At 61.3% G+C, this 26,941-nt stretch carries 25 protein-coding genes; 10 read left to right on the forward strand and 15 right to left on the reverse strand.

The window, feature by feature from the left end; genetic code table 11:
* The 8 genes from ACYQ1P_RS16215 to ACYQ1P_RS16250 form a co-directional block, all read right to left on the reverse strand.
* Complete coding sequence (locus tag ACYQ1P_RS16215; RefSeq protein WP_460021384.1) at window positions 1–1,095, reverse strand: phage minor head protein; 1,095 nt, start codon at window positions 1,093–1,095, stop codon at window positions 1–3.
* 240 nt (window positions 1,096–1,335) lie between these two features.
* Window positions 1,336–3,240: a bifunctional glutathionylspermidine amidase/synthase gene (gene gss, locus ACYQ1P_RS16220; protein WP_460021385.1), complete on the reverse strand. Its 1,905-nt coding sequence runs from the start codon at window positions 3,238–3,240 to the stop codon at window positions 1,336–1,338.
* Window positions 3,241–4,087: 847 nt separating this feature from the next.
* Window positions 4,088–4,909: a cyclic nucleotide-binding domain-containing protein gene (locus ACYQ1P_RS16225; protein ID WP_460021386.1), complete on the reverse strand. Its 822-nt coding sequence runs from the start codon at window positions 4,907–4,909 to the stop codon at window positions 4,088–4,090.
* Window positions 4,910–4,962: 53 nt separating this feature from the next.
* Window positions 4,963–5,868, reverse strand: a complete 906-nt coding sequence (locus ACYQ1P_RS16230) for a class II glutamine amidotransferase (RefSeq protein ID WP_460021387.1) — start codon at window positions 5,866–5,868, stop codon at window positions 4,963–4,965.
* A complete protein-coding gene (locus ACYQ1P_RS16235) occupies window positions 5,786–6,490 on the reverse strand; it encodes a glutamine amidotransferase (RefSeq protein ID WP_460021388.1) in 705 nt (234 codons plus the stop codon). The genes ACYQ1P_RS16230 and ACYQ1P_RS16235 overlap by 83 nt, the downstream gene beginning before the upstream one ends.
* 3 nt (window positions 6,491–6,493) lie before the next feature.
* Window positions 6,494–7,393 (reverse strand): bifunctional methylenetetrahydrofolate dehydrogenase/methenyltetrahydrofolate cyclohydrolase FolD, encoded by a 900-nt coding sequence (folD, locus tag ACYQ1P_RS16240; protein ID WP_460021389.1) that lies wholly within the window; start codon window positions 7,391–7,393, stop codon window positions 6,494–6,496.
* The gene (locus ACYQ1P_RS16245) at window positions 7,371–7,694 is read right to left on the reverse strand and encodes a DUF167 family protein (protein WP_460021390.1); all 324 of its coding nucleotides are present in this window, start codon (window positions 7,692–7,694) and stop codon (window positions 7,371–7,373) included. Before ACYQ1P_RS16245 ends, folD begins: the two co-directional genes overlap by 23 nt.
* A 23-nt stretch (window positions 7,695–7,717) precedes the next feature.
* Window positions 7,718–8,014 (reverse strand): YggT family protein, encoded by a 297-nt coding sequence (locus ACYQ1P_RS16250; RefSeq protein ID WP_460021391.1) that lies wholly within the window; start codon window positions 8,012–8,014, stop codon window positions 7,718–7,720.
* Between the two features lie 147 nt (window positions 8,015–8,161).
* Between ACYQ1P_RS16250 and ACYQ1P_RS16255 the strand changes: the two genes are divergently transcribed.
* From ACYQ1P_RS16255 to ACYQ1P_RS16275, 5 genes are all read left to right on the forward strand, one after another.
* Window positions 8,162–9,475 (forward strand): alanine/glycine:cation symporter family protein, encoded by a 1,314-nt coding sequence (locus ACYQ1P_RS16255; RefSeq protein WP_460021392.1) that lies wholly within the window; start codon window positions 8,162–8,164, stop codon window positions 9,473–9,475.
* A gap of 64 nt (window positions 9,476–9,539) precedes the next feature.
* Complete coding sequence (locus ACYQ1P_RS16260) at window positions 9,540–10,508, forward strand: cation diffusion facilitator family transporter (RefSeq protein ID WP_460021393.1); 969 nt, start codon at window positions 9,540–9,542, stop codon at window positions 10,506–10,508.
* A gap of 17 nt (window positions 10,509–10,525) precedes the next feature.
* Entirely contained in the window at window positions 10,526–11,098 is a 573-nt protein-coding gene (locus ACYQ1P_RS16265; protein ID WP_460021394.1) for a hypothetical protein, read from the forward strand.
* Window positions 11,099–11,101: 3 nt separating this feature from the next.
* Window positions 11,102–12,232 (forward strand): glycosyltransferase family 4 protein, encoded by a 1,131-nt coding sequence (locus ACYQ1P_RS16270; RefSeq protein WP_460021395.1) that lies wholly within the window; start codon window positions 11,102–11,104, stop codon window positions 12,230–12,232.
* A 27-nt stretch (window positions 12,233–12,259) separates the two neighbouring features.
* Window positions 12,260–12,979 (forward strand): PDZ domain-containing protein, encoded by a 720-nt coding sequence (locus tag ACYQ1P_RS16275; RefSeq protein WP_460021396.1) that lies wholly within the window; start codon window positions 12,260–12,262, stop codon window positions 12,977–12,979.
* On the opposite strand, the gene ACYQ1P_RS16280 is transcribed toward ACYQ1P_RS16275, so the two are convergent.
* The 5 genes from ACYQ1P_RS16280 to ACYQ1P_RS16300 form a co-directional block, all read right to left on the reverse strand.
* On the reverse strand, window positions 12,976–13,416 hold the full coding sequence (locus tag ACYQ1P_RS16280) for an NUDIX domain-containing protein (protein WP_460021397.1): 441 nt from the start codon (window positions 13,414–13,416) through the stop codon (window positions 12,976–12,978). The genes ACYQ1P_RS16275 and ACYQ1P_RS16280 overlap by 4 nt on opposite strands.
* A 4-nt stretch (window positions 13,417–13,420) precedes the next feature.
* Entirely contained in the window at window positions 13,421–14,401 is a 981-nt protein-coding gene (thiS, locus tag ACYQ1P_RS16285; protein ID WP_460021398.1) for a sulfur carrier protein ThiS, read from the reverse strand.
* Between the two features lie 94 nt (window positions 14,402–14,495).
* Window positions 14,496–15,923, reverse strand: a complete 1,428-nt coding sequence (locus ACYQ1P_RS16290) for a methyl-accepting chemotaxis protein (protein WP_460021399.1) — start codon at window positions 15,921–15,923, stop codon at window positions 14,496–14,498.
* Window positions 15,924–16,037: 114 nt separating this feature from the next.
* Entirely contained in the window at window positions 16,038–16,778 is a 741-nt protein-coding gene (locus ACYQ1P_RS16295) for an SDR family NAD(P)-dependent oxidoreductase (RefSeq protein WP_460021400.1), read from the reverse strand.
* A gap of 30 nt (window positions 16,779–16,808) precedes the next feature.
* Window positions 16,809–18,818: a diguanylate cyclase gene (locus ACYQ1P_RS16300; RefSeq protein ID WP_460021401.1), complete on the reverse strand. Its 2,010-nt coding sequence runs from the start codon at window positions 18,816–18,818 to the stop codon at window positions 16,809–16,811.
* Between the two features lie 123 nt (window positions 18,819–18,941).
* Between ACYQ1P_RS16300 and ACYQ1P_RS16305 the strand changes: the two genes are divergently transcribed.
* Window positions 18,942–19,529, forward strand: a complete 588-nt coding sequence (locus ACYQ1P_RS16305) for an SOS response-associated peptidase (RefSeq protein ID WP_460021402.1) — start codon at window positions 18,942–18,944, stop codon at window positions 19,527–19,529.
* Between the two features lie 7 nt (window positions 19,530–19,536).
* On the opposite strand, the gene ACYQ1P_RS16310 is transcribed toward ACYQ1P_RS16305, so the two are convergent.
* Entirely contained in the window at window positions 19,537–20,403 is an 867-nt protein-coding gene (locus ACYQ1P_RS16310; RefSeq protein WP_460021403.1) for a universal stress protein, read from the reverse strand.
* A gap of 86 nt (window positions 20,404–20,489) precedes the next feature.
* Window positions 20,490–22,067, reverse strand: coding sequence for a bifunctional aminoglycoside phosphotransferase/ATP-binding protein (locus ACYQ1P_RS16315; protein ID WP_460021404.1), 1,578 nt, complete (start codon window positions 22,065–22,067; stop codon window positions 20,490–20,492).
* 142 nt (window positions 22,068–22,209) lie between these two features.
* Here ACYQ1P_RS16315 and ACYQ1P_RS16320 point away from each other — a divergent pair, with 142 nt between their 5' ends.
* The 4 genes from ACYQ1P_RS16320 (at window position 22,210) to ACYQ1P_RS16335 (ending at window position 26,935) form a co-directional block, all read left to right on the forward strand.
* Entirely contained in the window at window positions 22,210–22,413 is a 204-nt protein-coding gene (locus tag ACYQ1P_RS16320) for a YgaP family membrane protein (protein WP_460021405.1), read from the forward strand.
* A gap of 168 nt (window positions 22,414–22,581) precedes the next feature.
* Entirely contained in the window at window positions 22,582–23,697 is a 1,116-nt protein-coding gene (gene lptF / locus ACYQ1P_RS16325) for an LPS export ABC transporter permease LptF (RefSeq protein WP_460021406.1), read from the forward strand.
* An 11-nt stretch (window positions 23,698–23,708) separates the two neighbouring features.
* Window positions 23,709–24,812 carry an LPS export ABC transporter permease LptG gene (lptG, locus tag ACYQ1P_RS16330; RefSeq protein ID WP_460021407.1) on the forward strand — a complete coding sequence of 368 codons (1,104 nt, stop codon included), beginning with the start codon at window positions 23,709–23,711 and terminating at the stop codon, window positions 24,810–24,812.
* A gap of 5 nt (window positions 24,813–24,817) precedes the next feature.
* On the forward strand, window positions 24,818–26,935 hold the full coding sequence (locus ACYQ1P_RS16335) for an LPS-assembly protein LptD (RefSeq protein ID WP_460021408.1): 2,118 nt from the start codon (window positions 24,818–24,820) through the stop codon (window positions 26,933–26,935).
* The last annotated feature ends 6 nt before the right edge of the window (window positions 26,936–26,941 follow it).

Consider the following 26,941-nt stretch of genomic DNA (forward strand, 5'->3'; position numbering starts at 1 on the left):
TCATATAATTCCTTTACACTTGTTATATAATTGAATTGCATTTTTTTCTCGATCCATAAGTTTAATAACCATCCTTTCCAGTTCAGGATGTCCCGACTCAAGACTGTCTAGTTCGGCCATGTTATTCACTAAAGAGGCATTGATTTCAATGAGAATACTTGACGAGATTGTCTCACCAAAGGTGAAAACCCAGCCAGCAAACCTTCCTGCTGGATGGGGAACCATTTTAAGTAATGATCCATATTTTGCTGCGGTGTTAACGGCTTCATAAAATTCGATATCCGCCTCGTCAATTTCAATATCCAGTTTCTTATTGTGTATTTTTCGTTTTAGCTCACTGAGTTCAGCGTCCAGACCTACCAACTCTTTGACAATTTCACGGAGATCAAGCCATTCTTTGGTGCAATTGGGCTCCTCCGCCCAGCAACGGCAATTGAGTTCTTCGCCGGGGTGGCCGCCTTCGGGGGGATCGTCCCAGGAGAATTCCTTGCCATCCCGTTCGGCATGGGCGGGGCGGACCTTGCTGTCGCCTGCCGTGTGCCAGATGTATTTGCCCTGCTTCTGCTCCGTGTCGTCATTGAGAGCGTCGCCTTCCTGCCAGAATTCCAGCAATCCGGTGGCCGGGTTGATGGAGCCGCCATCGGTGACGCGATCCAGGAACCGTGCCTCTTCGGGCGTCAGGTGGGCCAGGATGGTGTCCCCATGGCGGCCCAGTCCGGCCAGGGCGCGGGCGGCGGCGCGGGCGGCGAGTTGCGCATCGACGGCGCGGCGGTCCTCCGCATGAAGAAAGGAATGGGCCGACCACTGGGTTCGCGGCAGGTCGGCAAGGGCCGGGTCCTCGGGAAACGCATATTTGAACCAGTCGGACACCGCCTCCTGGGCCCGGCGATGAAGCCGGTGAAAACGATTCCCATAACAGTCCGAGCCCATGACTCTGGCCATGTCGGAACTGGTCCAGGTCTCGATGGGGCGGGACAAAACCCGCTCGGCCACGGTCTCGGGCACGGTCTCCCGCCAGTCCCAGTCGTAGTCCGACGGTGGGGCAAAGGCCGCGAAGGCGCGGGCCCGGCGGGTCGTGGGGCGAAGGACGGGCATGGTCGATACTCCTAAAAAGAGACAAAAAAGTCAGAACATAAGTGAACATATATCTACGAACGCCAAATATCAAGGATATAATGACCATTTGTAGGAATATTTTTTTATACCCGACACAAAAAGGCCGATCAGCGCCCCCAACCAACTGAATTCAAACTGAAATTGCGAATGAAGGATTTGGCATATCCCGGCCCATAACCTGGACTCGGGCGTCTCCGCCCCTACCGGCATCCCCCGCCTTCAGCCTTCCCCCGGGGCCAGGTCGTCGTCCGGGAGGACCCGCAGGGGCAGGATGTCGCTGCCGGTGGTGATGATGGCGGAGGAGTCGGTGCGCAGACAGGAGCCGGCATAGGTTCCAGCGACGGAGAAGGAACTAAGTTGGACATTGAGGCCGTGCAACCGAGGCAAGGGGAACAGTTGCTGATAGATCCGGTCCCGGTCGTCGAAGCGGCCCTCGGTTTCGGTCATCAACCGGTTGGCGGCGTCGACGATGCGGATGTTCTCGCCACAGCGTCCGACGATGGGCTTGACCACATAGCCATTGGCGGTCAGGGAATCGGTCAGTTCGAAGTGGCTGTCGAGCAGGTAGGGATGATCGGGGAAAATGCTCCACAGCACCGGCAGCATGGCCTTGTTGCTGGGAATCAGGCTCCATAGGGGCTCGAAGACCATCACATCGGGCCGCAGCAGCACATCCACCAGACGCGGCGGCTGGGTCGCCCGGTCGATGGTCCTGCCCAGGCGCAGGTTCTGATCATCCTCCGACAACTGATCGCGGATCTGATCCAGGGCGGTCTCCCAGGCCCAGGTCTTCCAGACCCAGTTTATTTCGGTTCCTTCGGCGTCCAGCACCCGGCCGTCCGCCCCCCAACGCAGCCCGGCGACCCCCTTGACGATCTTGCAGGACAGGCCCGCCGCCACCATCGCCGTTTTCATGAATTCGGCGTGGTATGTCTCTTCGGCGTCCCGGTCGCACATGATATGGAGCACGCCGCCGACCTCGGCCTCTGACCAGGCCGCCACCAGTTCCTTGAAAAGATCCGCGCCCGCATCCCGGCCTTCCGAACAGCCGAAATGCTCGGCCCACAGCCCCTGCACTCGACCGGTTTCCATGTGACAGGAGGCGGAATCGCAGTTGTACTCATAGACCTTCAGGCCGCGCTCGGAGAGGCAGAAGTCGAAGCGTCCGGTGATCATCTGGTTGCGACGATTGTCCCAGGATTGGCGGATGCGCGGCAACAACGCCGGAGGCAGATTGAAATGGCGCAGCAGGGTCTCATCCTGAAGCACCCGCTCCGTGGCGTGCATGAACATGGCGTGCAGTTCGTTGGTGGCCCGCTTGACTTCCCTGATCGCCGTCTCGCTGACGTGAAAATACCTGAACTGATCGGCGCTTTGGGTCGACAGGCGGTCGCCCCCCATCAGGGCCAGAAAGGCGGCATCGTCGGCCCGGGATTGATCGAGCCAAGGACCATCGGCCCGCTGCTCCGGCGGCAATTCCCGCGCCCGCAGATTGAACAGGTCAGGCGAAGGGTCGGAGAGATCTTCGGCGTGGGTCGGGTCGTCGGTCTGAATCACCCAGCCCATGATTCCAGAGTTGCCGTAGGTGCAGTCGATCCAGTAGCTGCCATCGGCCCCGGTGGTGGCCTTGAGTTCGCGGGAAAATGACTGCCCCGGCGGCCAGATCTTGTCCTCCACGTTTTGCTCGATGCAGCGCACCCGGTCAGGCAGGACCTCGGTGGCCACCGCCACATGACCGGTGACGTCGAATTCGCCGCCCTCGTTCCAGATCAACAGGCAGCCGGGCTCCGGCGGACGTTTCGACCCGTTGGCAAAGGAATGCAGAGGCAGTTTGGTGCCGTCGGCAACCACCGTGACATGACGCAGCCGGAAGATGTCATAGGCCATAGCGATATCATCGAAGACATAGCCTTTATTGAGGTAAAGCCATCGCCGCGCCAATTCGACACATTGCCATTTGTAGCCCAGATAAACCCCGTCGATCACGCTGCGGTAGGCCTGCCGGTTGGGCAGATCGTCCCTGTCGGCGGAGGCGTAGTGGGAGGAGTAGACCGCCACCCCGCCCTCGGCCACCCCGAGAACCGTGCCAAATTTGGCTTTGTGCTGCTTGTCGAGCGTTGACATGGGGGACCCCGTCCTGGAGAGAGAAAATGTGACGAGAACGTGCGCCCTGCAGGGGGGGTTTTCAAGCTGGCATCGCGGGGACGGAGGACACACCATCGGCCAACGGCCGCCGCATCCGTCCCCGCTATCTTGCGGCTGGGAAATCCAACTTCACCACTGAATATTGTTCTTGTAGGGGTTTTTATGCATGTGCTCTATGTGGCGCAATGCCTCTGAGAAGAACTTGGCGTCTTTAGAATCTTGCAAGTCTGAGGAAAGCACCGATAAGACCCTTTTTATAGAGGGGCCATGCGCTTTATAAATGCCTATGGCATAGGAAACTGGGGATCTATACATTTTCGGCACTCCTTGAATACCTGACTTTCACTTATATTATTACGATATCGTTATGATATCTGTGACGGTCATCACACCCTGTGGAAAGTGTCGGAACAAGAAAATAACAAGCGCCATATGGAGCAACCTGGGCCGCCCCTATCGCCTCGATGTCTTAAGGAATGCTGTGTTGAGATCCCGTCGTTTCAACACTCGGACGCCGCGCTCGTCAGCCGGGCGCGGCGTATCTTTATGGTCGAACCGAAGAGGGTCGAGAAGAGGAGATCAGACCAGCACCGGAGTGGCCAGAAACGCAAACAGCAGGCCGCCCAAAAGGATCAGGGCTAACACGCTCATCGGCAGAATTCTGTTCATCTCAAATCTCCTCTAGTTCATCGTTCCACAATCCCCCTCTGTGGCCTTCAATCGTGATAGTATAGCATATTATATGAATCTAATGTTAAGAAAATCAAGCACCGCCCAGAAAAAAATTTTCGTGCTCAATCCCTTGAAGGCTTGAACAAAAATGTCCTCAGGGCAGGAAAGAATTTTCCAGATGATGCGGTGAGGCATAGGCCTTGAAGTGCGATTCGTAGAGGTTCTGAGCGCTGTCCACCAGACGGGCCCGCTGGGTCAGGGACTCGTAGATCAACTCGATCAGGCTGCTATCGTGGTCCTCGATCTCCTGTTCGCCGAACATCTCCGCCATCGCCTTCTGTTCGTCCATGTCGAGCACATTCATGTCGTTGACGAAGCCCAGCTTGGCGGCAATGGTGCCCCAGGTCTTGCACAGGGGGTCGTTATTGATCGTCCGGACCGCCAGTTCGCTTTTTTCGCCATCGGCATCGCAGAAGAAATAGCTGATATCGCTGATTCCCCGGCCATGGGCCACATAGGCATTGACGAACCGCTCGACGAACGGCACCTGCGCCAGATCGGCCTGGGAGACAATGCGGATGCCCATGTTGCGTACATGGACCAACAAGGTATTGATCAGAAAGCGGGTGAACGGCTCGGTCTTGGACAGTTCCTTGAAGAACAGCGGGCGCGGCAGCACCATGCATTCGGTCTCCCGGATGGCGATGGCATTGGCCATGCGCGGCTGACCGTCGATCAGCGCCATTTCACCGAAAATATCGCCGGGATGAATGGCCCCGAGGTGGATCATATTACCATCCTGGGTTTTTTTGGCGATTTCGACGCCCCCCCAGCGTACGAAATAGGCCCTGTCGCCCGGGTCTCCCTCCCTGAAGATGCTGTCCCCGGCAGCGAATTGCTGACGTTCGAGGGTGTCGGCAATATCCTCCAGCACCGTTTCGAACAGCCGAATGGTTTCCTCGGCAAAATTGGTCATTCTCCCCCCCCTTCGGATAACTCCCACGAATTCTAGCAACTATTGCACGCCGGTCAATCGACTGTTCGCCGGGCGGCAATCCGCCCCTGGGTCACTGCCAGGACTTCGCCTTCGTTCAGGGGACGCCAGGATTCATCGCTCAGGGGAACACTGGCCAGCAGCACCACGTCCTGCCGCCCGCCGCCGATGGTCACCCCGTCCACGGTCTTGTCGTGCTCGCCGCGCTGACGGGTGCAGTGACGGCACAGCACCTGCAACCCGGGAGCCCGAGGCGGTTGGCCTTCCCGCTGCGTCCGCAGGTGGCCGTGGGCGAACAGCACCTGTCCGTCGCTGTAGAGAAAATTGGCCGGTCCCAGGTCCCGCAGATCGGCGGCGAAGGCTTCCACCACATCCAGACGGGCCTCCAGACTCGGCGTTCCGGCGTCCCACAACGGGGCCAGACGGTTGAGCAGCAGGCAGAAGGCATGTTCGGAGTCGGTCTCGCCGATAGGCCGGAAACGCGGGCCGGGCAGCGGCTGCACCTGGGCCAGATCATGCAGATCCCCATTATGGGCGAACACATGCAGCCGCCCGCCCAGTTCGCGGCGGAACGGATGGGTATTGCGCAGACAGACCTTGCCCAGGGTCGCCTTGCGGATGTGACTGAGCACCAAGTCCGAGGTCAGCGCCCGCTCGGCCACCAAACGGACCCAGGGGCTGTCATAGGCCGCCCCCACGTCGCGGATCACCCGGGCGTCCCCCGCTTCGTAATAGGCGATGCCGAAGCCATCCTTGTGCGGCCCGGTCAGCCCGCCATGACGGGCCAACTCGGTCAGCGACAGGGTGACCGTCGTCGGGTGGGAACTGGACATGGCGAAAAGCTCACACATGACCGGCTTACCGTAACTCCAGGGAATCCAGCCAATCCCCCAGGAACCTCGTCCCCCGGGCGTTGCAGGCCGCCGCATGGATATCTGCATCCCGTCGCAACCCCTTGGGATCAAGCCCCTCGGTGGTGGCGATCTCCAGCGCATGGCCCACATACCAGCGTTCCAGTCCGACCGCCGTCGCCTCCACATGGAATTGCAAGGCCATCGCATGGTCACCCCAGGCAAAGGCCTGATTCTCAACCCGCGCCGAACGGGCCAGATGCCGCGCGCCGTCGGGTAAGTCGAAAGTATCGCCATGCCAATGCAGCACATGACGATCCCCCTCCCCCAGCGGCGCCAGCACCGATTGTTGCCCGGCGTCGGTCAGATCAAGAGGGGCCCAGCCGATTTCTTTCAGTCCCGAGGGATAGACCCGCGCCCCCAGTGCCCGCGCCATCAATTGGCAACCCAGGCAAATGCCCAGGGTCGGACGTCCGGCCTGCAAGCGCGCCTCGATCAGTCGCAATTCGTCGCTCAGGAAGGGATACTGGGCCTCTTCATAGACCCCGATGGGGCCGCCCAGAACCACCAGCAGGTCGGCCGCCAGAGGATCGAGCGCCGCCGCCTGCCAGGCCTCCAAATATCCCACCGCATAGCCCCGCTCGGTCAACAGCGGCCCCAGCAGGTCCAGGTCCTCGAACAGCACGTGACGCAGGGCAACGGCGGTTTTCATGGCTCAGATCTCCGGATCGTCCAGACCATTCTGGCGGCAGGCGGCGATCACCGTGTTGCGCAGCAGACAGGCGATGGTCATGGGACCGACCCCGCCGGGCACCGGGGTGATGGCCCCGGCCACTTGCACCGCCGTTTCGAAATCCACATCGCCGACCAGCCGGGTCTTGCCGGGACCTTTTTCCGGCGCGTCGATGCGGTTGATGCCCACGTCGATGACCGTCGCCCCGGGCTTGATCCAGTCGCCGGGCACCATGCGCGGACGGCCCACGGCGGCGACCAGGATATCGGCCCGGCGGCATTCCTCGGCCAGATCGCGGGTTCGCGAATGGGCAATGGTCACCGTGCAGCTTTCGGCCAGCAGCAACTGCGCCATCGGCTTGCCGACGATGTTGGACCGCCCGAGCACCAGGGCGCGCTGTCCCGACAGGTCGTCGCCCAGCACATCCTTGAGCATCATCAGGCACCCCGCCGGGGTGCAGGGCACCAGACTGTCCATGCCGGTGGCCAGCCGCCCGGTATTGATCACATGAAAGCCGTCTACGTCCTTGGCCGGGTCGATGGCATCGAGCACGGCATGGGAATCGATATGTTTCGGCAGCGGCAGCTGGACCAGAATCCCGTGCACGTCGTCCCGGTCGTTGAGCCCGGCAATGAGGGTCAGCAGGTCGTCCTGGGCAATGTCCGGCGGACGCTTAAACTCGAAGGAATGCATCCCGGCTTCCAGGGTCTGCTGACCCTTGTTGCGCACATAGACCTGACTGGCCGGGTCTTCGCCAACCAGAACCACGGCCAACCCCGGCGTGAGCCGGTGTTGGGCTTTCAATTCCTGGACCACCGCCCCGATGCGCCCGCGCAGCCCGGCGGCGAATTGCTTGCCGTCAATGATTTTTGCCTCGGACATCATAGCCCTCCTGTTGCAGCCAGCCGGTCAACTTGCCGAGAATCACCTCGGAATCCCCGGCGATATGTACGCATTTGCGGCGGTCGGTGGCCCCCGTCACCACCGCCAGATCCGACTTGGGAAGATGCCAAGCCTTGGCCAGCAGCTTGAGTAGCGCGGCGTTGGCCTTGCCTTTTTCCGGCACCGTGGTCACCGTGACCTTGAGCAGAGTCCCCCCGTCGGCCTCCCCGGCAAGTCCACTGATGCCATTGCGCGCCGCCTTGGGGGTGAGTCGAATGGCGACCCGGACCCCGTCGGCCACGGATGTAAATGGCCCCCCGCCGCTCACATGCGGTTCGCCATCTGCACCAAAATGTTCTGCACCAGATACAGCAGCAGAATCAGAATGATCGGCGACACGTCGATGCCGCCCAGGTCCGGCACATAGCGCCGGATGGACCGCAACGGCGGCTCCGTCGCCTTATGCAGGAAGGTGCCGATGGTATGGACGAATTGGTTATGGGTATTGACCACGTTGAAGGCCACCAGCCAGCTCAGAATGACACTGGCTATCAGCACATAGATATACAGATCAATGGCAATCAGGATGACTTGGATCAAAGGTATCAGGATGACGTCCATGCTGCGCTCCCTGCGAAAACGGCGTTAACCTACCCTCGCCTCCCGGTCGGCGCAAGGGGGGGACGACGCTTCAATCGTGTTTTGGGATGACCGAAGCACGGGAACCGTGGCATAAATCGCCAACGCATTGTCAAGGACGCCTGATTCTTGGATACCCTCTCCGCCTGGCTCTGGAATCCGCTGCTGGCCTTTCTCTATCTGGAGATCGGGCTGCTGTTCCTGTTGGTGACCCGGGGCGCGGCGTTCCGTCATCTCAAGCGCGCCCTGACGGCCATCTGGCAGGACCGGGGTGCAGCGACGCACGAAGATCACGTCGCACACCATAAGGCGTTTCTCGCCGCCCTGGCGGCCAGCATCGGGGTCGGCAATCTGGCCGGGGTGGCCACCGGGCTGCATCTGGGCGGACCGGGAGCTCTGTTTTGGATGTGGGTTTCGGCCCTGGTCGGCATGAGCTTCCGCCTCAGTTCCACCTATTTCGCCGTCAAACTGGCCCGCCAGGACAAGAGCCCCGAACTGTTCGCCACTCCGATGCTCTACATGGAGCGTCTGCTGCCCAAGCCCTGGCGCTTCCTTGGCGCGGTGTTGGCCGGGATCATGCTGGTCAAGGGTTTGGTCACCGCCAACCTGATTCAGGCCAATTCGGTGGCCCATGCCATCGGCGACGAAATCGGGACCTCCCATCTGGTGGTCGCCCTGATGCTGTCCGGTGCGGTGGCGGCGGTGGTCGTCGGCGGGGCCAAAAGCGTCCTCAAGTTCAGCGTCGCCGCCGCACCTTGGATGGTGCTGGGCTATCTGTTGCTGTCCTGGATTCTCCTGCTCGGCGATCCGGTTTTGACTCTCAAGGCCCTCGGCGAGGTGTTCCGCTACGCCTTCGAACCCTATGCCGCAGCAGGGGGAGCGGCCGGATATCTCACCTTGCAGGCGGTGCAATACGGCATTTCGCGCGGTGTCTTCTCCCATGGCTCGGGTATCGGCATCGCCCCCTTCTGGCACGGGGCCAACAAGGATCATCCGGCGCGCGGGGCCTACATGGCCGCCGCCGTGCCGCTGGTCGATACCCTGGTGGTCTGCACCACCACCGGGCTGGTCATTCTGAGCACCGACATGTGGACCGACCTCACCGGAGCCTTTCTCACCGTCTCGGTGTTCGAGGAAAGCCTGGGCGGTCCGGGCCGCACGTTCGTCACCCTCGCACTGGTGGTGTTCGCCTTCACCACCATCGTCAACTGGGCCTATTTCACCGAGCGCTGCTTCCAGCGCCTGGGCGGCACCAACGTCCTGGCCTATCGCTGGTTCTTCGCCGGGGTCTCGTTCGTCGGCCCGTTCCTGCCGGTAGCGTTCGTCTGGTCAATGGGGGATGTGCTGATTGGTCTGTTGCTCCTGGTCCATCTGCTGCCCTTGACCTATCTGATCCTCCGGCATCGGCGCACCATGGCGGCGGACCTGAGCGCCCCACTCTAGGCTTTCCGTTATATTTGAAATATGTTATATTATAACATTATCTGAACAGCCTGGGATTCGCTTCATGTCTTTGTCTCCTCTCTCCGCCGAACAGATCGCCCACCTGAAGAAACGGGCGACCTTGTTGGCGCTGATCGTCGGGCTGGTCATGCTCGGCCTGAAAATAACGGCCTGGGCGATGACCGGGGCGACGTCGGTGCTGACGGCGGTGCTGGATTCGGTGCTCGACAATGCCATGGCGGTGATGAATTTCGTGGTCATCCGACAGGCTCTGAAGCCGGCCAGCCGGTCCTACCGCTTCGGCCTCGGCAAGTTGGAACCCCTGGCCGGTCTGGTGCAGGCGGCCTTCATCTCCGGGGTCGGGCTGATGGTCATCATCGAATCCATAGACCGCCTGCGCCATCCGGTGCTGATGGCCAATGCCGACGCGGGAATCTGGGCCATTGTCCTGGCGACCGTCTTGATGCTGGGTTTGATCTTTTATCAGCGGCGGGTGATCCGCCTCACCGGTTCGTTGGTGGTACGCGCCGATTCCCTGCATTATCAGGCCGATGTGATGATGCATGGGATCATCATCGCCTCGCTGGCCCTGTCCGAACGGCTGGCCCTGCCCTGGGTCGATCCCGTGGCGACCATTGGCATCGCGTTGTTCCTGTTGTGGAACGCCGGACATATTGCCAAGGAGGCGTTGGACGTGCTGGTGGACAAGGAAATCGCCGAAGAGGACCGCAAACGCATTCGCGGACTGGCCCTGGCCCATCCGCAAGTTCAAAACGTGCATGACTTGCGCACCCGCACCTCGGGCCCCACACTCTTTGTGCAGTTGCACCTGGAAATGGACCCCACCCTGACCCTCGCCCAGGCCCACGCGGTTTCCGAGGCGGTCATCTCGGACCTTGAGGCGGCCTTCACCAACATTGATGTGCAAATTCACGAAGAGCCGATTGGCCTGCCCCGTGACCGTTCCTGGTGCGGCGGCAAGGGGTCGTTGCAAAACGGTGACAAAGAGGACCATACTGATCCTGTTGACTGAGCCGAAGGAGGTTCGACATGCCCCTCATTCCCTTCATGATCGCCGGTGGTCTGGCCATGCTGCTGACGTCTTTCGTCTTGCTGCTGTTCGGCGGCAAGTCCAAGGAAAAGGCCGTCATCGAAGGCATCGAAATGGACGATGACAAGGACGGTGAAGCCCATCCCGACGAGACGGTCGTCGTCACCACCGAGGACGTACCGCTGGACAACCGCGAGGGCTCCGACACCCTGATCTCGGAACATTCGTTTTCCTGCACGGCGGAAAGCCATCTGAGCATGGAGCGCACAACCGAAACCAATCTGTTCGTCGAGCAGGGGGTGGTCAAGATCATTGAGGCCGGGCTGGCCCACAGTCTTGAAAAATCCCTCGGCATGAAGGTCGGAGTCGAGGAATCGCGCGGCCTGCATGTCACCTTCAAGGTCGCCCCGAAAACCAAGGTGCTCTATCGGATCATTTGGAAGCAGCGCCTGCACAAGGGCAATCTGGTGCTGAAAAAGGGCTCCCAGCGTCTCAAACTGCCGTTCACCGTTACCCATGGCCTGACCCACGAAGTCGAGGCCTTGCCGGTCGAGAGCGCGAAAAAGTCCTAGGCCTTGGTTTTTGACGCCTCTCCCGCGCCGGTGCGCGTCCTGGTCAACGGCCTGCATGCCAAGAGCGGCGGCGGCGTGACCTATCTCCGGGAACTGATGCCGCGCCTCGCCGCCCTCCCGGAACTGGCGGTCACCTTGTTGCTGCACGAGGATCAGCGCGGCCTCTATCCCGACCTGCCCGATCAGCTGCCGATCCACTGGGTCGATTTCCGCAACAGCTTCGCCCGCCTCTTAATCTGGGAGCAACTGCGGCTCCCCGGCCTGGCCCGTCGCCTGGGCAGCGCGGTCACCTATTCTCCGGCCAATTTCGGCCCCCTGTTCGCCCCGGCGCCGGTGGTCCTGCTGCGCAACACCCTGGCCGTGGGGCAGAGCGACCGGCGCTGGCGCAAACAAATCTACTGGCTGGTCCTGGGCTGGATGACCCATTGGTCGGTGCGCCGGGCCCCGGTCGCCCTGGCCGTCTCGCGCTACGCCGGGGAAGTGCTCACCGAGGGGCTGTCGGCGCACCAGAAAAACAAGCTGGTCATCGTGCCCCATGGGGTCTCGCCGCGCTTCCACCCGGACGACTCCCCGCGCCAGGATTTCCTGCTGGCGGTGGGCGATCTCTACGTACAGAAGAACCTGCACGGGCTGATCGAGGCGCTGGCGCTGCTGGCCGAGGCACTGCCCGATCTGCGCCTCAAGGTGGCCGGGCGACCGGTCGATAAGGCCTATGGGGACCGCCTGCGCCAACGTCTGGCCCAACTGGGTCTGAGCGACCGGGTCGACTTCCTCGGCTCGCTCGCCCCCGACCAACTGGCCGATTTATATCGTCAATGCCGCCTGTTCGTGTTTCCGTCGCTGGCCGAGACCTTTGGCAATCCTTTGGTCGAAGCCATGGCCTGCGGGGCCCCCGTGGCCTGTGCCCGAATCACCGCCATGCCCGAGGTGGCGGGCGATGCGGTGGAGTATTTCGATCCCCGCGACCCCGCCGACATGGCCCGGTCACTCAAAAACATGTGGACCGATGCGGCCCGAAGAGAAGAATATTCCGCACGCGCCGTGCGGCGGGCCGCGCTATTCTCCTGGGAGGAGACGGCGCAGCGGACGGCCAACGCCCTGGTAGCGGTTGTGCGGAAGCGTTTCGCCGGTTAGGATCGGCGCAAAAGGGGATAGGGATTCATGCGGCCATCGCTGCGGCTTATCGTGATGATATTGGGCATCCATCTGGGCGTTCTGGGTACGTCCGGCATGGTCATGGCCGAGCCGTCCTTTGGCTTCATCGGCATCCAGATCCAGGGGGTCGACAAGGAACTGGCCGAGATCCTCGATTTGCCCGACGACCGGAAGATCCTGATCCGCGACGTGGCCGCCGACGGGCCCGGTGCCCAGGCCGGACTCCGGCGCGGCGATCTGATCCTGACGGTCAACGGCGCCCCGACCACCCACCCGGATTTGATTAAGATCATGCAGGCCAGCAAGCCCGGGGATGTTCTGGCCCTCAAGGTACGTCGCAACGGCAAGGAACTGGATCTCAAGGTCACTCTGGCCCATTGGGAAGAGGCCTGGGATGTGGAGCGCGGGGCTTTCGCCACCCTGCCGACCCATGGCATCACCCTGTCCGCCTTGACTCATAAACTGCGCGAACGCTTTTTGGATAAATTCGCCCTGCGCTGGGGCACCACCGGAGTGCTGGTGACCATCGTCGATGCCAAAATCGCCGGCGAGGATATCTCCCTGGCCCCCGGTGACGTCATCATGCAGGTCAATCAGCAAGACGTCTGGCTGCCGAAACAGTTCATTGACCTGATCGACGCCGCCCGGAGCAAGGGCAAGAAGCTCGTCCTGCTGATGGTTCAACGTCCCAGCGGCTACTACTACATGCGTTTCCCGGTCCGTTAGAGCAAGGTCACGAACGGCCGCAGGATGGGCACGAAATCCGCTGCCGACAGGTTGTCCAACGGGAGCAGACGGGTCGCGACGATCTCCCGTCGGTCCGGTCGCAACGGCGGTAGGCGCTCCAAATCCCAACGGAAACAGTCCGTCACGTCGTGTCCGTCGCGCACCTGGAGGACCCATTGCAGGTCCGCCGCCTGGGCCACCACCCCCAGTTCCTCACCCAGTTCTCGACAGGCGGCATCAAGGGCCGTCTCTCCAGACTGTAGATATCCTCCGGGCAGTGAGAGGTATCGCCGGTAAGACGGCTGCACAGCCAGCACCTGCCCCTCGCAGACCAGCGCCACCACCGCGCCGTGGCTGTGGCGGCGGGTCAGACGCCACCAGCCCCGCACCAACGGATAGGCCAGGCGGTATAGCAGACGCCAAGCGGCGTCGATCATCGGATCAGATCAACCCGGCCAGGGGCGACGAGGGATCGGCGTAGCTTTTTTTCGGCATCCGTCCGGCCAGGTAGGACAGACGGCCCGCCTCGATGGCCAGCTTCATGGCCTTGGCCATCTTGATCGGGTCGCGGGCTCCGGCGATGGCCGTGTTCATCAGCACCCCGTCACAGCCCAGTTCCATGGCCACCGCCGCATCGGAGGCCGTGCCGACTCCCGCATCGACCAGCACCGGCACCTTGGCCTGTTCCTTGATCAGCCGGATGTTGACCGGGTTGAGAATGCCCAGGCCGGAACCGATCAGCGAGCCCAGCGGCATGATCGCCACGCAGCCCATGTCCTCCAGGCGTTGGGCGGCTATGGGGTCGTCGGAACAATAGACCATGACCTTGAAGCCGTCCTTGATCAGCGCCTCGGCGGCCAGGAAGGTTTCAGCCATATTGGGATACAGGGTCTTCTGGTCGCCCAGCACTTCCAGCTTGACCAGATCCCAGCCCCCGGCCTCGCGGGCCAGACGCAGGGTCCGCACCGCATCGTCCGCCGTGAAGCAGCCAGCGGTATTGGGCAGATAGGTATAAACCTTGGGGTCCAGGTAATCGATCAGCATGGGCTGGGTGGGATCGGAGATATTGACCCGGCGCACCGCCACGGTGACGATTTCGGCTCCCGAAGCCTCGATGGCCGCCTTGGTTTCCTCGAAATCCTTGTATTTGCCGGTGCCAACCAGCAGCCGCGACCAGAACTTGCGTCCCGCCACCTCGAAATAGTCGTCATCGCTCATCAACGCCCCGCCGCCGATGAAATGAACGATTTCCAGCTTGTCCCCCTCGCCCACGCTCACCTGCTCATAGGTGGACTTGGGGACGATTTCCAGGTTCCGCTCGACCGCCACCTTGCCCGGATCGAGACCGATCCGGGTGAGAAGTTGCGCCACCGACAGCGGGCCGTCGAAGCCCCGCTGTTCGCCGTTAATGGTCACCTGCATGGGCACGGCCCTTTCGTTGGGAATCACTGCTGAAATCGAACCAGGAATATGGACCGCCCGGCGCGGCGGTTCAACCCGCTTGGCACTGGGGAAATCACAACGGCAAATAGCCCATCCGCAGCCCGCCCCAATGGCGATCCCGGATGAAAATCGGAGCCGCCACTTCCTTGATGATAACGAAATTGCCGCCCCCCATGTCGCGGCGATAGACCTGCATCAGGTGGGGCTTCCGGTTGTGCGCCGAGGCCAGCCCGGTACGATCATCAAACATGCGTCGATTGCGGCAGTGGGCGGCGTTCCACACCGGGTCCGGTCCCTGCGGTGCCGAGAATTTCTTGTTGTGAGTCGGCAGGTAGCCGTTGCGATCCACCGCTGCGCAAAACACCACGCGCGGGTCCAGGCGCAGCATGTCATCCAGCAGTTCGGGCAGCAGCCGGTCGGTCAGGGGCAGAAAGCGGGAGGTGAATTGTTGCGGGTCGGTATTGGCAATAGGCAGATAATTCTCGTCAAACAGATCGGCCTCGCTCAGTTGCCGCTCGGACAGCGCCTGGACAAACAGCTGGGAAATATGCGCAGCTCCCTTCACCACCGCCTCGATGAACGGTGTATCGTCGTTGCGCAGCCCCGAGGAGGCCAGCTCCTCGATCAGTTTTTCGCCCCGGTCGCGCATGCCGCCCAGTCGCACGTCGGCCTCCCGCAGACTGGACGCCGACAGTTGGACCGATTGGTGCAGAGACTCCACATCGGCCAGCACCGCCTCGCAGGAGGCCCGATTGTCCCCGGCTGCATTTGCGATATGTTCCACTTCCTGATTGACCGCCGCCACATGCCGATCCAGCCGGGTCACGATCTCGATCACCTGCACCGAGCCGGCGCTGGCCACCCCGGCTTGTTCGGCGGCGGCCGAGCCGATGTCTTTCAGAATCTGGATTTCATCGGTCAGGGTCAGGACCGTCTCGCCGATTTTCTGGGTCGCCAGCCGGGTCTGGTCGGCCAGCCGCTTGACCTCTCCGGCGACCACCGCGAACCCCTTGCCCGCCTCGCCCGCCCGCGCCGCCTCGATGGTGGCATTGAGCGCCAGCAGGTTGGTCTGTTTGGCGATAGCCTCGATGGAACTCGAAACCTGGGCCACCCCGCCCAGGGCGCGGCTCAAGGTGGCGAACTGCTCGGCGATCCGGTGCACCCCCGCCACCAAATGCTGAATGTTTTCCAGGGCCGTATCCACCGCCTGCCTTGAATCGGAGATATCGCGCTCGACGGTCATGGTGACCCCCAGCGCCTTGGCCGCCGCCTCGCTGATGCCGGAATTGGTATCGAGCATCTGGCCTGCCATGTGATGCAGGCGCTCGGTTCTCCCAACCTGCTTACCCGCCTGTTCGCTGATATCGTCCATGTGGCCGGCAATGTCGGCAATGTCGATGCCCAGGGCGCAAAACCGGCGACCGACGGAGGTGAGAAGCTCCTGATACACCTCCAACGTCCCGTCCACCGTCGACGGAAGAGAGTCGCGCCTTTCCGACATGATCCTTGATGTTCCCTGCCTGCCTGTTTTGTCTTGTTTCTTGGTTTTCGACTTCACTCTAACAACAGCCCAGACAACGGAGCAAGAATTCTAGTTTGAAACAGGTCCAAACTATCACAGCATGTGCTGCCCCCCGGTGACCCAGATCTCGGTCCCCGTGACATAGGACGAGTCCTCGGAACAGAGGAAATAAATGGTGGTCGCGGTTTCCCGGGCCGTCCCCATGCGCCCCAGGGGAATGCGGGGAATCAGCACCTCGTACTCGGGCTGCACCATCTCCGTCTCAATCTCGCCCGGGGCCACCGCATTGACCCGCACGCCGAGCGCCGCGAACTCGTTGGCCATTTCACGGGTCAGCGCCGACAGGGCGGCCTTGGAAATGGAATAGGCCGACCCGGCAAAGGGATGGATCGCGTGCCCGGCAATGGAGGTGATATTGACGATCGCCCCCTGCCCCCGATGCAGCGCCGAGGCGAAACCCCGCGCCAGCCGCAATCCGGCAAAAAAGTTCAGTTCGAAAACCTCGCGCCAGGCATTCAAATCGCCATTCAGACAGCCCAGGCGCTCCTTGAACGAGGTCTTGGGCGACACGCCGGCATTATTCACCAGGGCATGCAACGGCCGCTCGCCAAGATGGGCATTGACCGCCTTGACGAAGGCCGCAGTGCTCTCGGCATTGGAAAGATCCGTCGGCACATGCAGGGTCCAGCGGGGATCACGCCCGCATTCCGGCGGCACCGCGCCCCGGGCGCAGGTGATGATTTCCCAATCCCGCTCGAAAAACAGCAAGGCAGTGGCATGGCCGATGCCCCGGCTGGCCCCGGTGATGACGACGGTCTTGCGGTGGTCGGTCATGGTCTGTCTGTCCCTCGGCTGAACCGTTCCCTATTTGGAGATGACCCGGTTTCCCCCACCCTGTTGCGCCACGGCGAGGGCGTCTTCGGCCCTGTGCAGCGCCGCTTCCAGGGTCGGCTCGCTGCGGGTCCAGGCGGCACAGCCGATGCTGACCGTCAGGCCGAATTCCAATCCGGCATGGGCGACCCTATAGTCGGCCACTTTCTGGCGCAACCGTTCGGCCAGGGCCACCGCATCGAGCATCGTGGTTTCAGGCAGCGCGACCGCGAATTCCTTACCACTGAACCGACACAGAATATCTCCGGCGCGCAGGTATGGGCGAAGCACCTCGACAAACCCCACCAGGGCGGCATCCCCGGCCGGATATCCGTATTTGGTATTGATATTGTTGAAGTGGTCCAGGTCCATCATCATCAATGCCATGGGGTGATTTTGACGCCGACTGCGGGCCACCTCGGCCTCCACCAGGGTGAAAAATTGGCGGCGATTATAGACCCCGGTCAAAGGATCAAGGGCAGAGAGAGTCTTCAGGTTTTTCTGCAACTCGCGCTTTTCCGAAATATCCTCCTGGACGCCGATAAAATGGGTGATCCGTCCCTGAGCATCGTGGATGGGAGAAATTTGCGCCTTGGCCCAGAAATGCGTGCCGTTTTTGCGTCGGTTATGAAACTCGCCACGCCAGGTCTCGCCACGGGTAATGGTGTCCCAGAGCCGCCCGTATTCCTCGGGTGCGGTTTCTCCGGATTTGAGGATGCGCGGATTATGGCCAATCATTTCAGACGGTCCGTAACCGGTAATCTGGGTAAACCTGCCGTTGATATACTCGATCAGGCCCGAGGCGTTGGTGATCATGATGGCAGCCGGACTCTGTTCCAGCCCCAGGGACAGGACGCGCAGATAGGTTTCCGACTGTTCGCGCAGAATTCGGGACTGCGCCATCTGCCAGATGCCGAAGGCCGAAAACAACAGCAATCCGAACAGCGCGGCGAGCATGATCTGGTCCTCCAGCACCTGGGCCAGCGTGAACCGAAGTTCTTCGGGATCCAGTCGCGTCATGATGATCCAAAACCGCGAGTCCGCATCCGACTGGCCGGTCACCGCGCCAAGGTCGGACATGGGGCTGAGAAATTGCGACATCATCACCGCCAGCGGACGGACCTTGGCATAGGTGTAGACGCCGCCCGCCGACTTCACCTGCCCCTGGTCGGAATGGATCATCAAACGCCAGGCTTCGGGGTCATCCCGGGCGAAAGACTCCCCGTGTTCGAGGGCAAAGCCCCATTCCCGCTGCGGATTGGGGTGGTGCAGCCAATACCCCTGGCTGTTGGTAATGGAGGATTTGGCTTTCTCCTCGTCCGCTAGCTGGGTCGTGAGGCGGTGCAGCATGATCTTGGCCAAATAGTTGAGAATCAGGATTCCCCGGCGCCGACCGCTGGCGTCCCGGAGCGGCATCGCGACCCGCAACATGGGCTTCAGAGGGTGCTCGATTTGCCCGTTTTCGATGTTCAGGTCGAGTGGCGAAATATAGACTTCTTGATCACCCAGTGCCTGGGTTTGCTTGAAATAATACCGATCCGCCTTGTTTTGCAGGTTTCTCTGAAGCACGCCTGAGGGACGACCGTCGTTGTAATTGACTCGCACGACTTCCTGACCGGTCTCGTCCAGATAGCGAATCTGATCGTACTGTCGGCGGTCGCTGGCAAAATTGAGAAACCGGTGCTCCAGTTCCCGGCGGTGCTCCTCGGTGGGGTCGTCAACCATCCGCCGCAGATCGGAACTGTCGGCCAGCACGAACAGGTCACCCACCAGAATTTCCAGGTCTCGCTCCATCAACGTTTTATAGAGTTGCAACTGCGCGCGTTCGTTGGTCAGGCGCATCGCGATGTTCTGTTCGTGTTCGGATGCCTCGTAGAGCAGAAAGATGCCGATCAGCCCGGCGGTAATGGGCAGAAAATAAAGCAGGAACCGACGCACCACGAGCCCCATGGGGGCCGGATTGAAGATACCTGGAATGGCGGGATACCAAGTCTCAGAACGCATGGCGGAACGACAATCGGTTACGGCTGGGAAACGGAATCTGGCAGGGCATGGTGGAAACTCGGCAAGCCTTTATTGGTCGCGCAGACATGTTGCAATGGAACCCTCAGAGAGTCAGTTTAGCGCATGTGTTCACGCTTCAACAGTGGCGGCACGCCCGCGCAATTGCAACCTCGGTTCGGCGTTTGGCCGTGGCCCGAAGGCCTCCCCCTCGGTGAGTGTCGGCCTACGGATTCGGTTCTGGCCCTCTCCCCGGCCCTCGGTGCAAAACTGCTCACCTGGGGTCTGCCCTCCCCCTTCGACGGCAAGCCGTTGATCAACGCGCGGGCTGAGACCCTGAGAGAAAAGCCGACCTTTCGCCCGTTGCTGCGTTCCCGCGTGGTGGTTCCGGCAGCCTGGTACACGGAATGGCGCAAGGATGGAAAACGCAGCTACAAGAACAAAATCGGGCGGTGTGATGGATTGCCCATGGGTTTTGCCGGCCTCACCGACGGCAGCTTCGTGACCCTGATCACCTGCGCCCCCGCGCCGGTCATTGCCCATATCCATGGCCGCATGCCGGTCATCCTGGACCCTGCCGCAGAACGGCAATGGATGGACAACGACCTGCCGTTCGACCGGGTTTCCCCGCTGCTGCGCCCGCCCGAGGCCGCAGACACCCTCTGCTTCGTTGAGGAAACACCGCCGCCGGACCCACAGATGTCGCTGTTCTGAACCGCACTCAGTGTGCCATCAGAACCGGAATGCGCGACTTTTCCAGAATATGGCGGGTAACGCCGCCGAGCACCATTTCCCACATGCGGGAGTGGGAGTAGGCCCCCATGACCAGCAGGTCGGCCTGCACCTTCCCACACTCCCCGAGCAGCGCCTCGCCCACCGACAAGCCGCCCGGCGAAAAAACCTGCGCCAGGGCGGAAACGCCGTGCCACGACAAATAGGTCGCCAGTTCATCCACCCCGAATTCCGCATCTCCCTCGGTTTCTGCCGTCAACAGATAGACCGAATCGGCCTGCGCCAGAAACGGCATGGCGGACGTCACGGCGCGGGTGGCTTCCGCGCTGCCATTCCAGGCCACCACGATCTTGCGGCCGATGGTCTCGGTGACCTGTGCGGGAGCCACCAGAACCGGCCTGCCGGTCTCATACAGCGCCGCCACCAGAGTCTGATCGGTCGGGCCTTCGATGCCGTCCACCGGTGCGGGGAGCAACACCAGATCGCGGATTCGTCCCATGCGGGCCACCAGATCATCCTCCCGACCGACCATTTCGCGCCAACTGGCCGAGACGTCAATCGGTCCGGGCGGCGCATCGACCACCGTTACCCCCTGATCGGTCGTGAGATCCTCGAACATGGCGCGGGCCGCCGCGGCAATACCGGCGCTTTCCTTTTCCGCCAAATCCATCATTTCCTCGATCATCGCCCCGGACATGCCCTCGCCGAGCATGGGCAGGGCGTTCTTGGGATCGGCCCGCACATGGACCACGTCCACATGGGCCATGAAGCCTCGTCCAACCAGGAACGCCAACTCCAGTGCCGCCCGTGCCGCCTTGGACCCATCGACCGGAACCAGGATTGTTCGCAATGTCATGATGCCCCTCCCATGGTCTAACCTCTTATAGAGTAACATTATCTCACTTCGGGCGACGGGGAGCAAAGGGAAACGACGGTGGCCTTTCACAGGCCCAGCCGCGCCCGCCCGGCGCTCAATGTCGCCTCGCGCGGACCGCCGCTGTCGATCTCGCTCCAGGTCATCTCCCCCAGATCATAGGTCAGTTGCCGATTCAGCACTTCGGGGGTGGCATCGGAAGCGTTGTGGGTCCGTTTGACGATCCGCGCAGCCATGATCTCCGGCGCGGCGCTCAACCAGAGCCCGGCAAAGGGCACCCCGGCGGCGGCGGCCAGCTGTTCCGCCCGCTGTCGTTCACGGGGCTTGGAAAAGACGGCGTCGGCCACCACCGAACGCCCTCCGGCCAGCGCCTGGGCCACTTCTTCCCACAGCGCCTGATAGGTACGTTCGGTCATCTCCGGGCTGTAGGCTTCCGGGGGCAGGCGCTCGAACAGACTCACCCCGCACAGCCGCTTGCGCAGCACATCGGTGCGCACCACCAGCGCCCCGGGTCCGCGATCCAGCTCCGGCGCCAGTTCTCTCGCCAGTCGGGACTTGCCACTGCCGGACAGGCCGCCGACTGCCACCAGTCGGGGCGACGGGGGCTCCAGATAGGCGCGGGCGCTGTCCAGATAGCGCCGGGAGTCGGCGATGAGGGCATCCCGCTGCGCTGCGTCTTCAAGGGTCGCCAGAGCCGCCCCGCCCACATGGGCCCGGATGGCCGCCCGGACCGACATGAATAGCGGCAGCACGGCCAGTTCTGCCGTGTCGCCGGTGATATCCATATAGCGATTAAACAGAATGCCAGCCTGTCGCTTCAGTCCCTGATGCTCCAGATCCATCAACAGGAAGGCCAGATCGTACAACACGTCGATGTTGGCCAGGGCCGGATTGAACTCGATACCGTCGAACAGGATGGGCCGCAGGCTCCCCGGACTGCCACCCAGACAGGCATCCCCCTCGCCCATCATGCAAATGTTGCGCAGGTGCAGATCGCCATGGCAATGGCGGACCCGCCCCTGTTGCCGACGGCGTTCGAGGCGCGTCCGCTGCTCCCGCAAGGCAGCCCAGGAGCGGGCCTCCAGATCGCGCACCGCCGCCGCATCGAACATGGTCGGCGGGGCCTCGGCAAAACAGGCACTGTTGCTGTCGATGATGAAGGCCAGACCGTCGTGGCCGCCGAAATCCGGGGTCGACGCGCTCTCGGCGTGAAAGCGGGCAATGACCGCCGCCAGATCCTCCATGCGCCGCCGCTTCAACGCGCCTTGTTGAGCCAGACGGTCGAACTGTTGCGCCTCGTCGAAGCGCACCATTTCAACCAGCCAATCCACCGGATCGCCCCGACCGGCCAGGGCCAACCGCCCATCGGCCTCGCGGGTTACCGGCAGAACGCCGATATAGAGATCCGGCGCCGCCCGGCTGTTGGACCGCACTTCCTCCAGACAGGCCGCATGGCGCAGATCGGCGGTGGAAAAATCCAGGTAGGAGAATTTAACCGCCCGCTTGAGCTTGAAAACCCGGCACCCGACCTTGAACACCGCCGATATATGGGTGTCCAGGCGCACCACCGGGGCCTTGGCCCGGGTTTCGTACGACTCCACACGGGACAAGAATTGCAATACTTCCGACTGGTCCTCGACGATCATCGTGCCTTCCCTCGTTATTCCCTCCAGCCTACACCCTCCTTCGGGAGCCCGTGAGAAAAACCTGTTGACAATTATATTAGCATGCACTAATTTAGTATCAGTTAATATATTGAACCTCAACGCAGGAAGCAGGGAAAGCGTCATGTCTATCGATCGTATGGTTATGGCTTTTGCCGGTATCGTCATTCTCGCCAGCGTTGCGCTGGGGCATTACGTCCATGTCTATTGGCTTTTTCTGACCGCTTTCGTCGGTCTGAACCTTCTTCAGGCGGCCTTCACCGGGTTCTGCCCGCTGGCCATCATCCTGAAGAAACTGGGGATCAAGCCGGGGCAGGCGTTCAACTAACGCGTCGGACTGTTTTTTTATTACACCTCCCAAGCAACCTCAGGGGCGGCTCTGCCGCCCCATTTTTTTGCCTTGCGGGGTGCCGACGACGACTGAACACCGCATTCTATTGCTAAAAGCCGGTTTTTTTGACAGGTTGGCCCAGACCTTGGGAACAAGACATTGGGCATGAACGGGATATCCCGCTACATTTTTCGGCAGTTGGCGACCGGGGCCATTCTGGTAACCCTCGGCCTCACCACGATCATTTGGCTGACCCAGTCGTTGCGATTCATCGAGATGATCGTCAATCGCGGCTTGGACATGGGCGGTTTTCTGCGTCTGACCATGCTGTTGATGCCCGATATTCTGACCATCATTCTGCCCCTGGCGCTGTTTGCCGCAGTGCTCTTTGTCTATGCCAAGATGATCGGCGACCGGGAACTGGTGGTCATGCGCGCCACCGGGCTCAGTCAGGGGATGCTGATTTTTCCGGCCGTTGTGCTGACCCTCATCGCCATGGCCGCCAGCTATGCCCTGAATCTCTATTTCCTGCCTAAGTCCTATCAGATGTTCCGGGATCTCCAATGGCAGGTCCGTTACTCCTATTCCCACGTGGTCTTGCAGGAAGGGGCCTTCAATTCCCTGACCCCGGATATCACCGTCTATATTCGGGAACGCACCCCGGATGGCCAGCTCAAGGGGATTCTGGCCCATATGACCAAGGACCCCGATCATCCGACCACCCTGATGGCCGAACGCGGGGCATTGGTGATGACGAAAACCGGTCCTCGGGTCATCATGTTCAAAGGCAACCGGCAGGTGGTGGACCGGGAAAAACATAAGATGTCGGTGCTGTTCTTCGACCGCTATGCCCTGGATATCGTCGGACCGCAGGCCGATGCCGCCGAACGCTACCGGGAACCGCGCGAGCATATGCTTCCCGAGCTGCTGGGGGCCAACGCGGAATCCGTTCCCGATGCCCGCGACCGGGGTCGCTTCATCGTCGAGGGGCACAAACGGCTGGCCTCTCCCCTCTGGATCTTCGGCTTTGTGATGGTCGGAATCGGTGCCCTGATCTCCGGCAGCATCACCCGCCGCAGTCAGACCCAGCGCATTGTGATCGCCGTCTTGTTGGTGGTCGGCCTCCAGGCCACCTATCTCGGCGTGGAAAATCTGGCGGCCAAGCGTCTGGAACTGGTACCGCTGATCTATCTGGTGGCCCTGTTGCCGATTATTCTGGGATTTGCGGCCATTCATCTGCGACCGCGCGCGGGCCGCCATGCCCCGCCTTCCCCCGTCTAGGCGAGTCGAACATGCGCGTTTCCTCCACCTTGTCCTATTACATTGGTCGCCGTTTCCTGATTTCGGTGCTCGGGCTGTATGTGTCGTTCCTGACGTTGATCCTGATCTTTGACATGATCGAACTGCTGCGCCGGGCGGCGTCGAAACCGAATATATCCTTTGGTCTGATCGTCGAAATGGGCCTGCTCAAATTGCCGCAGATGGGACAGGAAGCGCTGCCCTTCGCGGTGCTGCTTGGCGGCATGATGGCTTTCTGGCGATTGAGCCGCAATCATGAACTGGTCATTGCCCGCTCGGCGGGGGTTTCGGCCTGGCAATTCCTGCTGCCGGTGATGGTGCTGTCGGTGACCCTGGGGATTCTACAAGTCACCGTCTTCAACCCGGTTTCCTCCATGACCCTAGCCCGCTTCGTACAGATCGAAACGGCGGTTCTGAAAGGTCAGCAAAGCGCCCTAGCCCTTTCACAGACCGGACTCTGGCTACGCCAGGCCAATGAGGACGGGCAATCGGTGGTCCATGCGGTCCGGGTCCATCAGGCCCGAACATCGGTTGGCCTGGAGGATGTCAGCATCATCATCTACAAGGGCATCGACCAGTTCGGCAATCGCATCGAGGCGGAAAGCGCCGAGTTGGAGGATGGGTTCTGGCATCTCTACAAGGTCTGGATCTATACCCCCGAGCAGCCGCCGCGCTTCGCCGAGGAACTGCTGTTCGCCACCGACCTGACGCTCAACCGCATCCAGGACAGTTTTGCCCCGCCGGAGACCATGTCCTTCTGGGACCTGCCGAAATTCATCAAGACCTTGGAGGCGTCCGGCTTTTCGGCCCTGCGCCACCGGCTGCATTTCCATGCCCTATTGGCGGCGCCGCTGTTGCTTTGCGCCATGGTGCTGATTGCTGCCACTTTCACCCTGCGCCTGTCGCAACGGCGCGGCGGCGCGACGCGGATTATCGTTGGCGGTGTCCTGGCCGGGTTCATGCTGCATGTCTTTACCGATGTGGTGTTTGCCCTCGGATTGTCGGACCGCATTCCGGTCGTTCTGGCGGCCTGGACTCCCTCGGGCGTCACCACCTTGTTGGGGCTTGCCATGCTGCTGCATCTGGAAGATGGTTAGCCCCCATGAGGACCCTCGCCACGCTCACTGCCCTGGCCCTGCTGGCCGCCTTGCCCTCGGTGGCCATTGCCGCCGAAGAGGAATCCGCCGTCTTTACTGCGGATGAGGTGGTCCACGACCGGGCCTTGCACACCATCACCGCCCGCGGCCATGTGGAGGTGACCTACGGCGAGCGGACGCTTCTTACCGATGTGCTGTCCTATAACCAAAAGGACGATGTGGTCACCGCGACCGGACAGGTGGTCATCCATGAACCCACCGGAGAGGTAATGTTTGCTCGCCATGTGGCGCTTACCGGCGACCTGAAAAACGGCATTATCGAAGACTTGCGCATTATTTTGCAGGATGGTGCCCGTCTGGCGGCCAACGGCGGACGGCGCACCGACGGGCACATCACCGAATTCAGGCGGGTCGTCTATTCCCCCTGCGAAATCTGCCGCGACGACCCGAGCAAAGACCCCCTGTGGCAGGTCAAGGCGGAAAGCGCGACCCACGACACCGACGCCAAGACCATCAGCTATGAGGATGTCTGGCTGGAAGTGGCCGGGATTCCCGTGCTCTATACACCCTATTTGTCGCATCCGGACCCGACGGTGAAACGCCAGAGCGGCTTCCTGATTCCGTCTTTCGGCAGTTCCTCGGATTTGGGATTCATCGTGCGCACACCCTATTTCTGGGCCATTTCCGAAACGGCCGATATGACCCTTGAACCGATCCTGACGACGGAAGAAGGCGGGGTGTTATCGGGTAAGTTCCGCCAACGCTACAGGGACGGCACCTGGGACATGGGTGCCAGCATCACCCGGAATTCAAGCCATGAGTGGCTCGGTCACGTGGACAGCGAAATGCGTTTCGATCTGGACGAGACCTGGCGCGCCGGTCTGGATGTGGAACGGGCCAGCGGCGAAACCTATCTGCGACGCTATGGCTTTGACAGCAAACAAACCCTGACCACCCGGGCCTATACGGAAGGCTTTCGCAAACGCAATCACGCCTCGGTGGAAGCCTTTGCCTTTCAAGGCTTGAGCACCAACGACGATCCGGGCGAGACGCCCTACATCCTACCCCTGGCCGAATACAATCATGTGGGAGAGGCCGACCGTTTCGGCGGTCGGACCAGCCTCGACGCCTCCTATCTCACCTTGTTCCGCACCGAAGGCCGCGACGTGCACCGGGCCTCGCTGGAAGGGGGGTGGCAACTGCCCTATACCGGTTGGATCGGCGACCGCTACAGCCTGTCGGTGTCCCTGCGGGGCGACGGTTATTATGTCAACAATCACCCCATGGCCGGACAGCCGGGAAACTACAATGGCACCACCGGGCGCATCCTTCCCCAGGTCGCCTTGGACTGGCGGCTGCCGTTCGTGCGCCAGGGTCGGCGGGTGCACCAGATGATCGAACCCATCGCCTCCGTGGTGGTCAGCCCCTATGGCGGCAATTCCGAGAAGATTCCCAACGAGGACAGCATCGATTTCGAATTTGATGAGACCAACCTGTTCAGCTCCAACAGATTTACCGGGTTGGACCGAGTCGAAGGAGGGCCACGAATCAATTATGGAATGCGCTGGGGCATTTTCGCCCCGACGACGGGCCAGGCCACCGCCATCATCGGACAATCCTACCGCACCCATGTGGATTCCACGTTCGCCGCCAATTCGGGACTCGAAGATCATTTTTCAGATATTGTCGGTAGCCTGACCCTCAGCCGTGAGGATTTCCTGGAATTGTCCTACCGCGCGAGAATTGACAAGGACGACCTCTCCCCAACCCGAAATGAACTGGACTTTTCGGCAGGAGTTCCAGCCTTCCGTTTCAATATGTCGTACCAATTTTTGGAAGCTCAGGGAGACCAGGAATTCTCCACCCGCGAAGAATTGCAGACCGGCATTCGGTCGCAATTGTCCCGTTACTGGTCCGGCAGCCTGTCGGCGTTGCACGATCTGGACGACGACAATCAACTGCGATCGTTGCAGACCGATTTGACCTACGAGGATGAATGCATGGTGTTCGGCATCGTGTATCGTAAGACCCTGTTCAAGGATCGCGACATACAGCCCGCCGACTCCGTCATGCTGCGGTTCAATTTCAAGACCCTGGGCGACACCGAAACCCAGGCCTATTAGTTGCTC

This window comes from Magnetospira thiophila (assembly GCF_054657015.1).

Coding starts and splice junctions, on each gene's coding strand:
- ACYQ1P_RS16250 (WP_460021391.1), bottom strand. CDS start 8,014: ATGGACGTCATCCTGATACCTTTGATCCAAGTCATCCTGATTGCCATT.
- ACYQ1P_RS16290 (WP_460021399.1), bottom strand. CDS start 15,923: ATGTCGGAAAGGCGCGACTCTCTTCCGTCGACGGTGGACGGGACGTTG.
- ACYQ1P_RS16335 (WP_460021408.1), top strand. CDS start 24,818: ATGAGGACCCTCGCCACGCTCACTGCCCTGGCCCTGCTGGCCGCCTTG.
- lptF (WP_460021406.1), top strand. CDS start 22,582: ATGAACGGGATATCCCGCTACATTTTTCGGCAGTTGGCGACCGGGGCC.
- ACYQ1P_RS16275 (WP_460021396.1), top strand. CDS start 12,260: ATGCGGCCATCGCTGCGGCTTATCGTGATGATATTGGGCATCCATCTG.
- ACYQ1P_RS16295 (WP_460021400.1), bottom strand. CDS start 16,778: ATGACCGACCACCGCAAGACCGTCGTCATCACCGGGGCCAGCCGGGGC.
- ACYQ1P_RS16230 (WP_460021387.1), bottom strand. CDS start 5,868: ATGCAGATATCCATGCGGCGGCCTGCAACGCCCGGGGGACGAGGTTCC.
- folD (WP_460021389.1), bottom strand. CDS start 7,393: ATGTCCGAGGCAAAAATCATTGACGGCAAGCAATTCGCCGCCGGGCTG.
- ACYQ1P_RS16305 (WP_460021402.1), top strand. CDS start 18,942: ATGTGTTCACGCTTCAACAGTGGCGGCACGCCCGCGCAATTGCAACCT.
- thiS (WP_460021398.1), bottom strand. CDS start 14,401: ATGCAGGTGACCATTAACGGCGAACAGCGGGGCTTCGACGGCCCGCTG.
- ACYQ1P_RS16280 (WP_460021397.1), bottom strand. CDS start 13,416: ATGATCGACGCCGCTTGGCGTCTGCTATACCGCCTGGCCTATCCGTTG.
- ACYQ1P_RS16320 (WP_460021405.1), top strand. CDS start 22,210: ATGTCTATCGATCGTATGGTTATGGCTTTTGCCGGTATCGTCATTCTC.
- ACYQ1P_RS16215 (WP_460021384.1), bottom strand. CDS start 1,095: ATGCCCGTCCTTCGCCCCACGACCCGCCGGGCCCGCGCCTTCGCGGCC.
- ACYQ1P_RS16315 (WP_460021404.1), bottom strand. CDS start 22,067: ATGATCGTCGAGGACCAGTCGGAAGTATTGCAATTCTTGTCCCGTGTG.
- ACYQ1P_RS16235 (WP_460021388.1), bottom strand. CDS start 6,490: ATGAAAACCGCCGTTGCCCTGCGTCACGTGCTGTTCGAGGACCTGGAC.
- ACYQ1P_RS16310 (WP_460021403.1), bottom strand. CDS start 20,403: ATGACATTGCGAACAATCCTGGTTCCGGTCGATGGGTCCAAGGCGGCA.
- ACYQ1P_RS16260 (WP_460021393.1), top strand. CDS start 9,540: ATGTCTTTGTCTCCTCTCTCCGCCGAACAGATCGCCCACCTGAAGAAA.
- ACYQ1P_RS16265 (WP_460021394.1), top strand. CDS start 10,526: ATGCCCCTCATTCCCTTCATGATCGCCGGTGGTCTGGCCATGCTGCTG.
- gss (WP_460021385.1), bottom strand. CDS start 3,240: ATGTCAACGCTCGACAAGCAGCACAAAGCCAAATTTGGCACGGTTCTC.
- lptG (WP_460021407.1), top strand. CDS start 23,709: ATGCGCGTTTCCTCCACCTTGTCCTATTACATTGGTCGCCGTTTCCTG.
- ACYQ1P_RS16300 (WP_460021401.1), bottom strand. CDS start 18,818: ATGCGTTCTGAGACTTGGTATCCCGCCATTCCAGGTATCTTCAATCCG.
- ACYQ1P_RS16225 (WP_460021386.1), bottom strand. CDS start 4,909: ATGACCAATTTTGCCGAGGAAACCATTCGGCTGTTCGAAACGGTGCTG.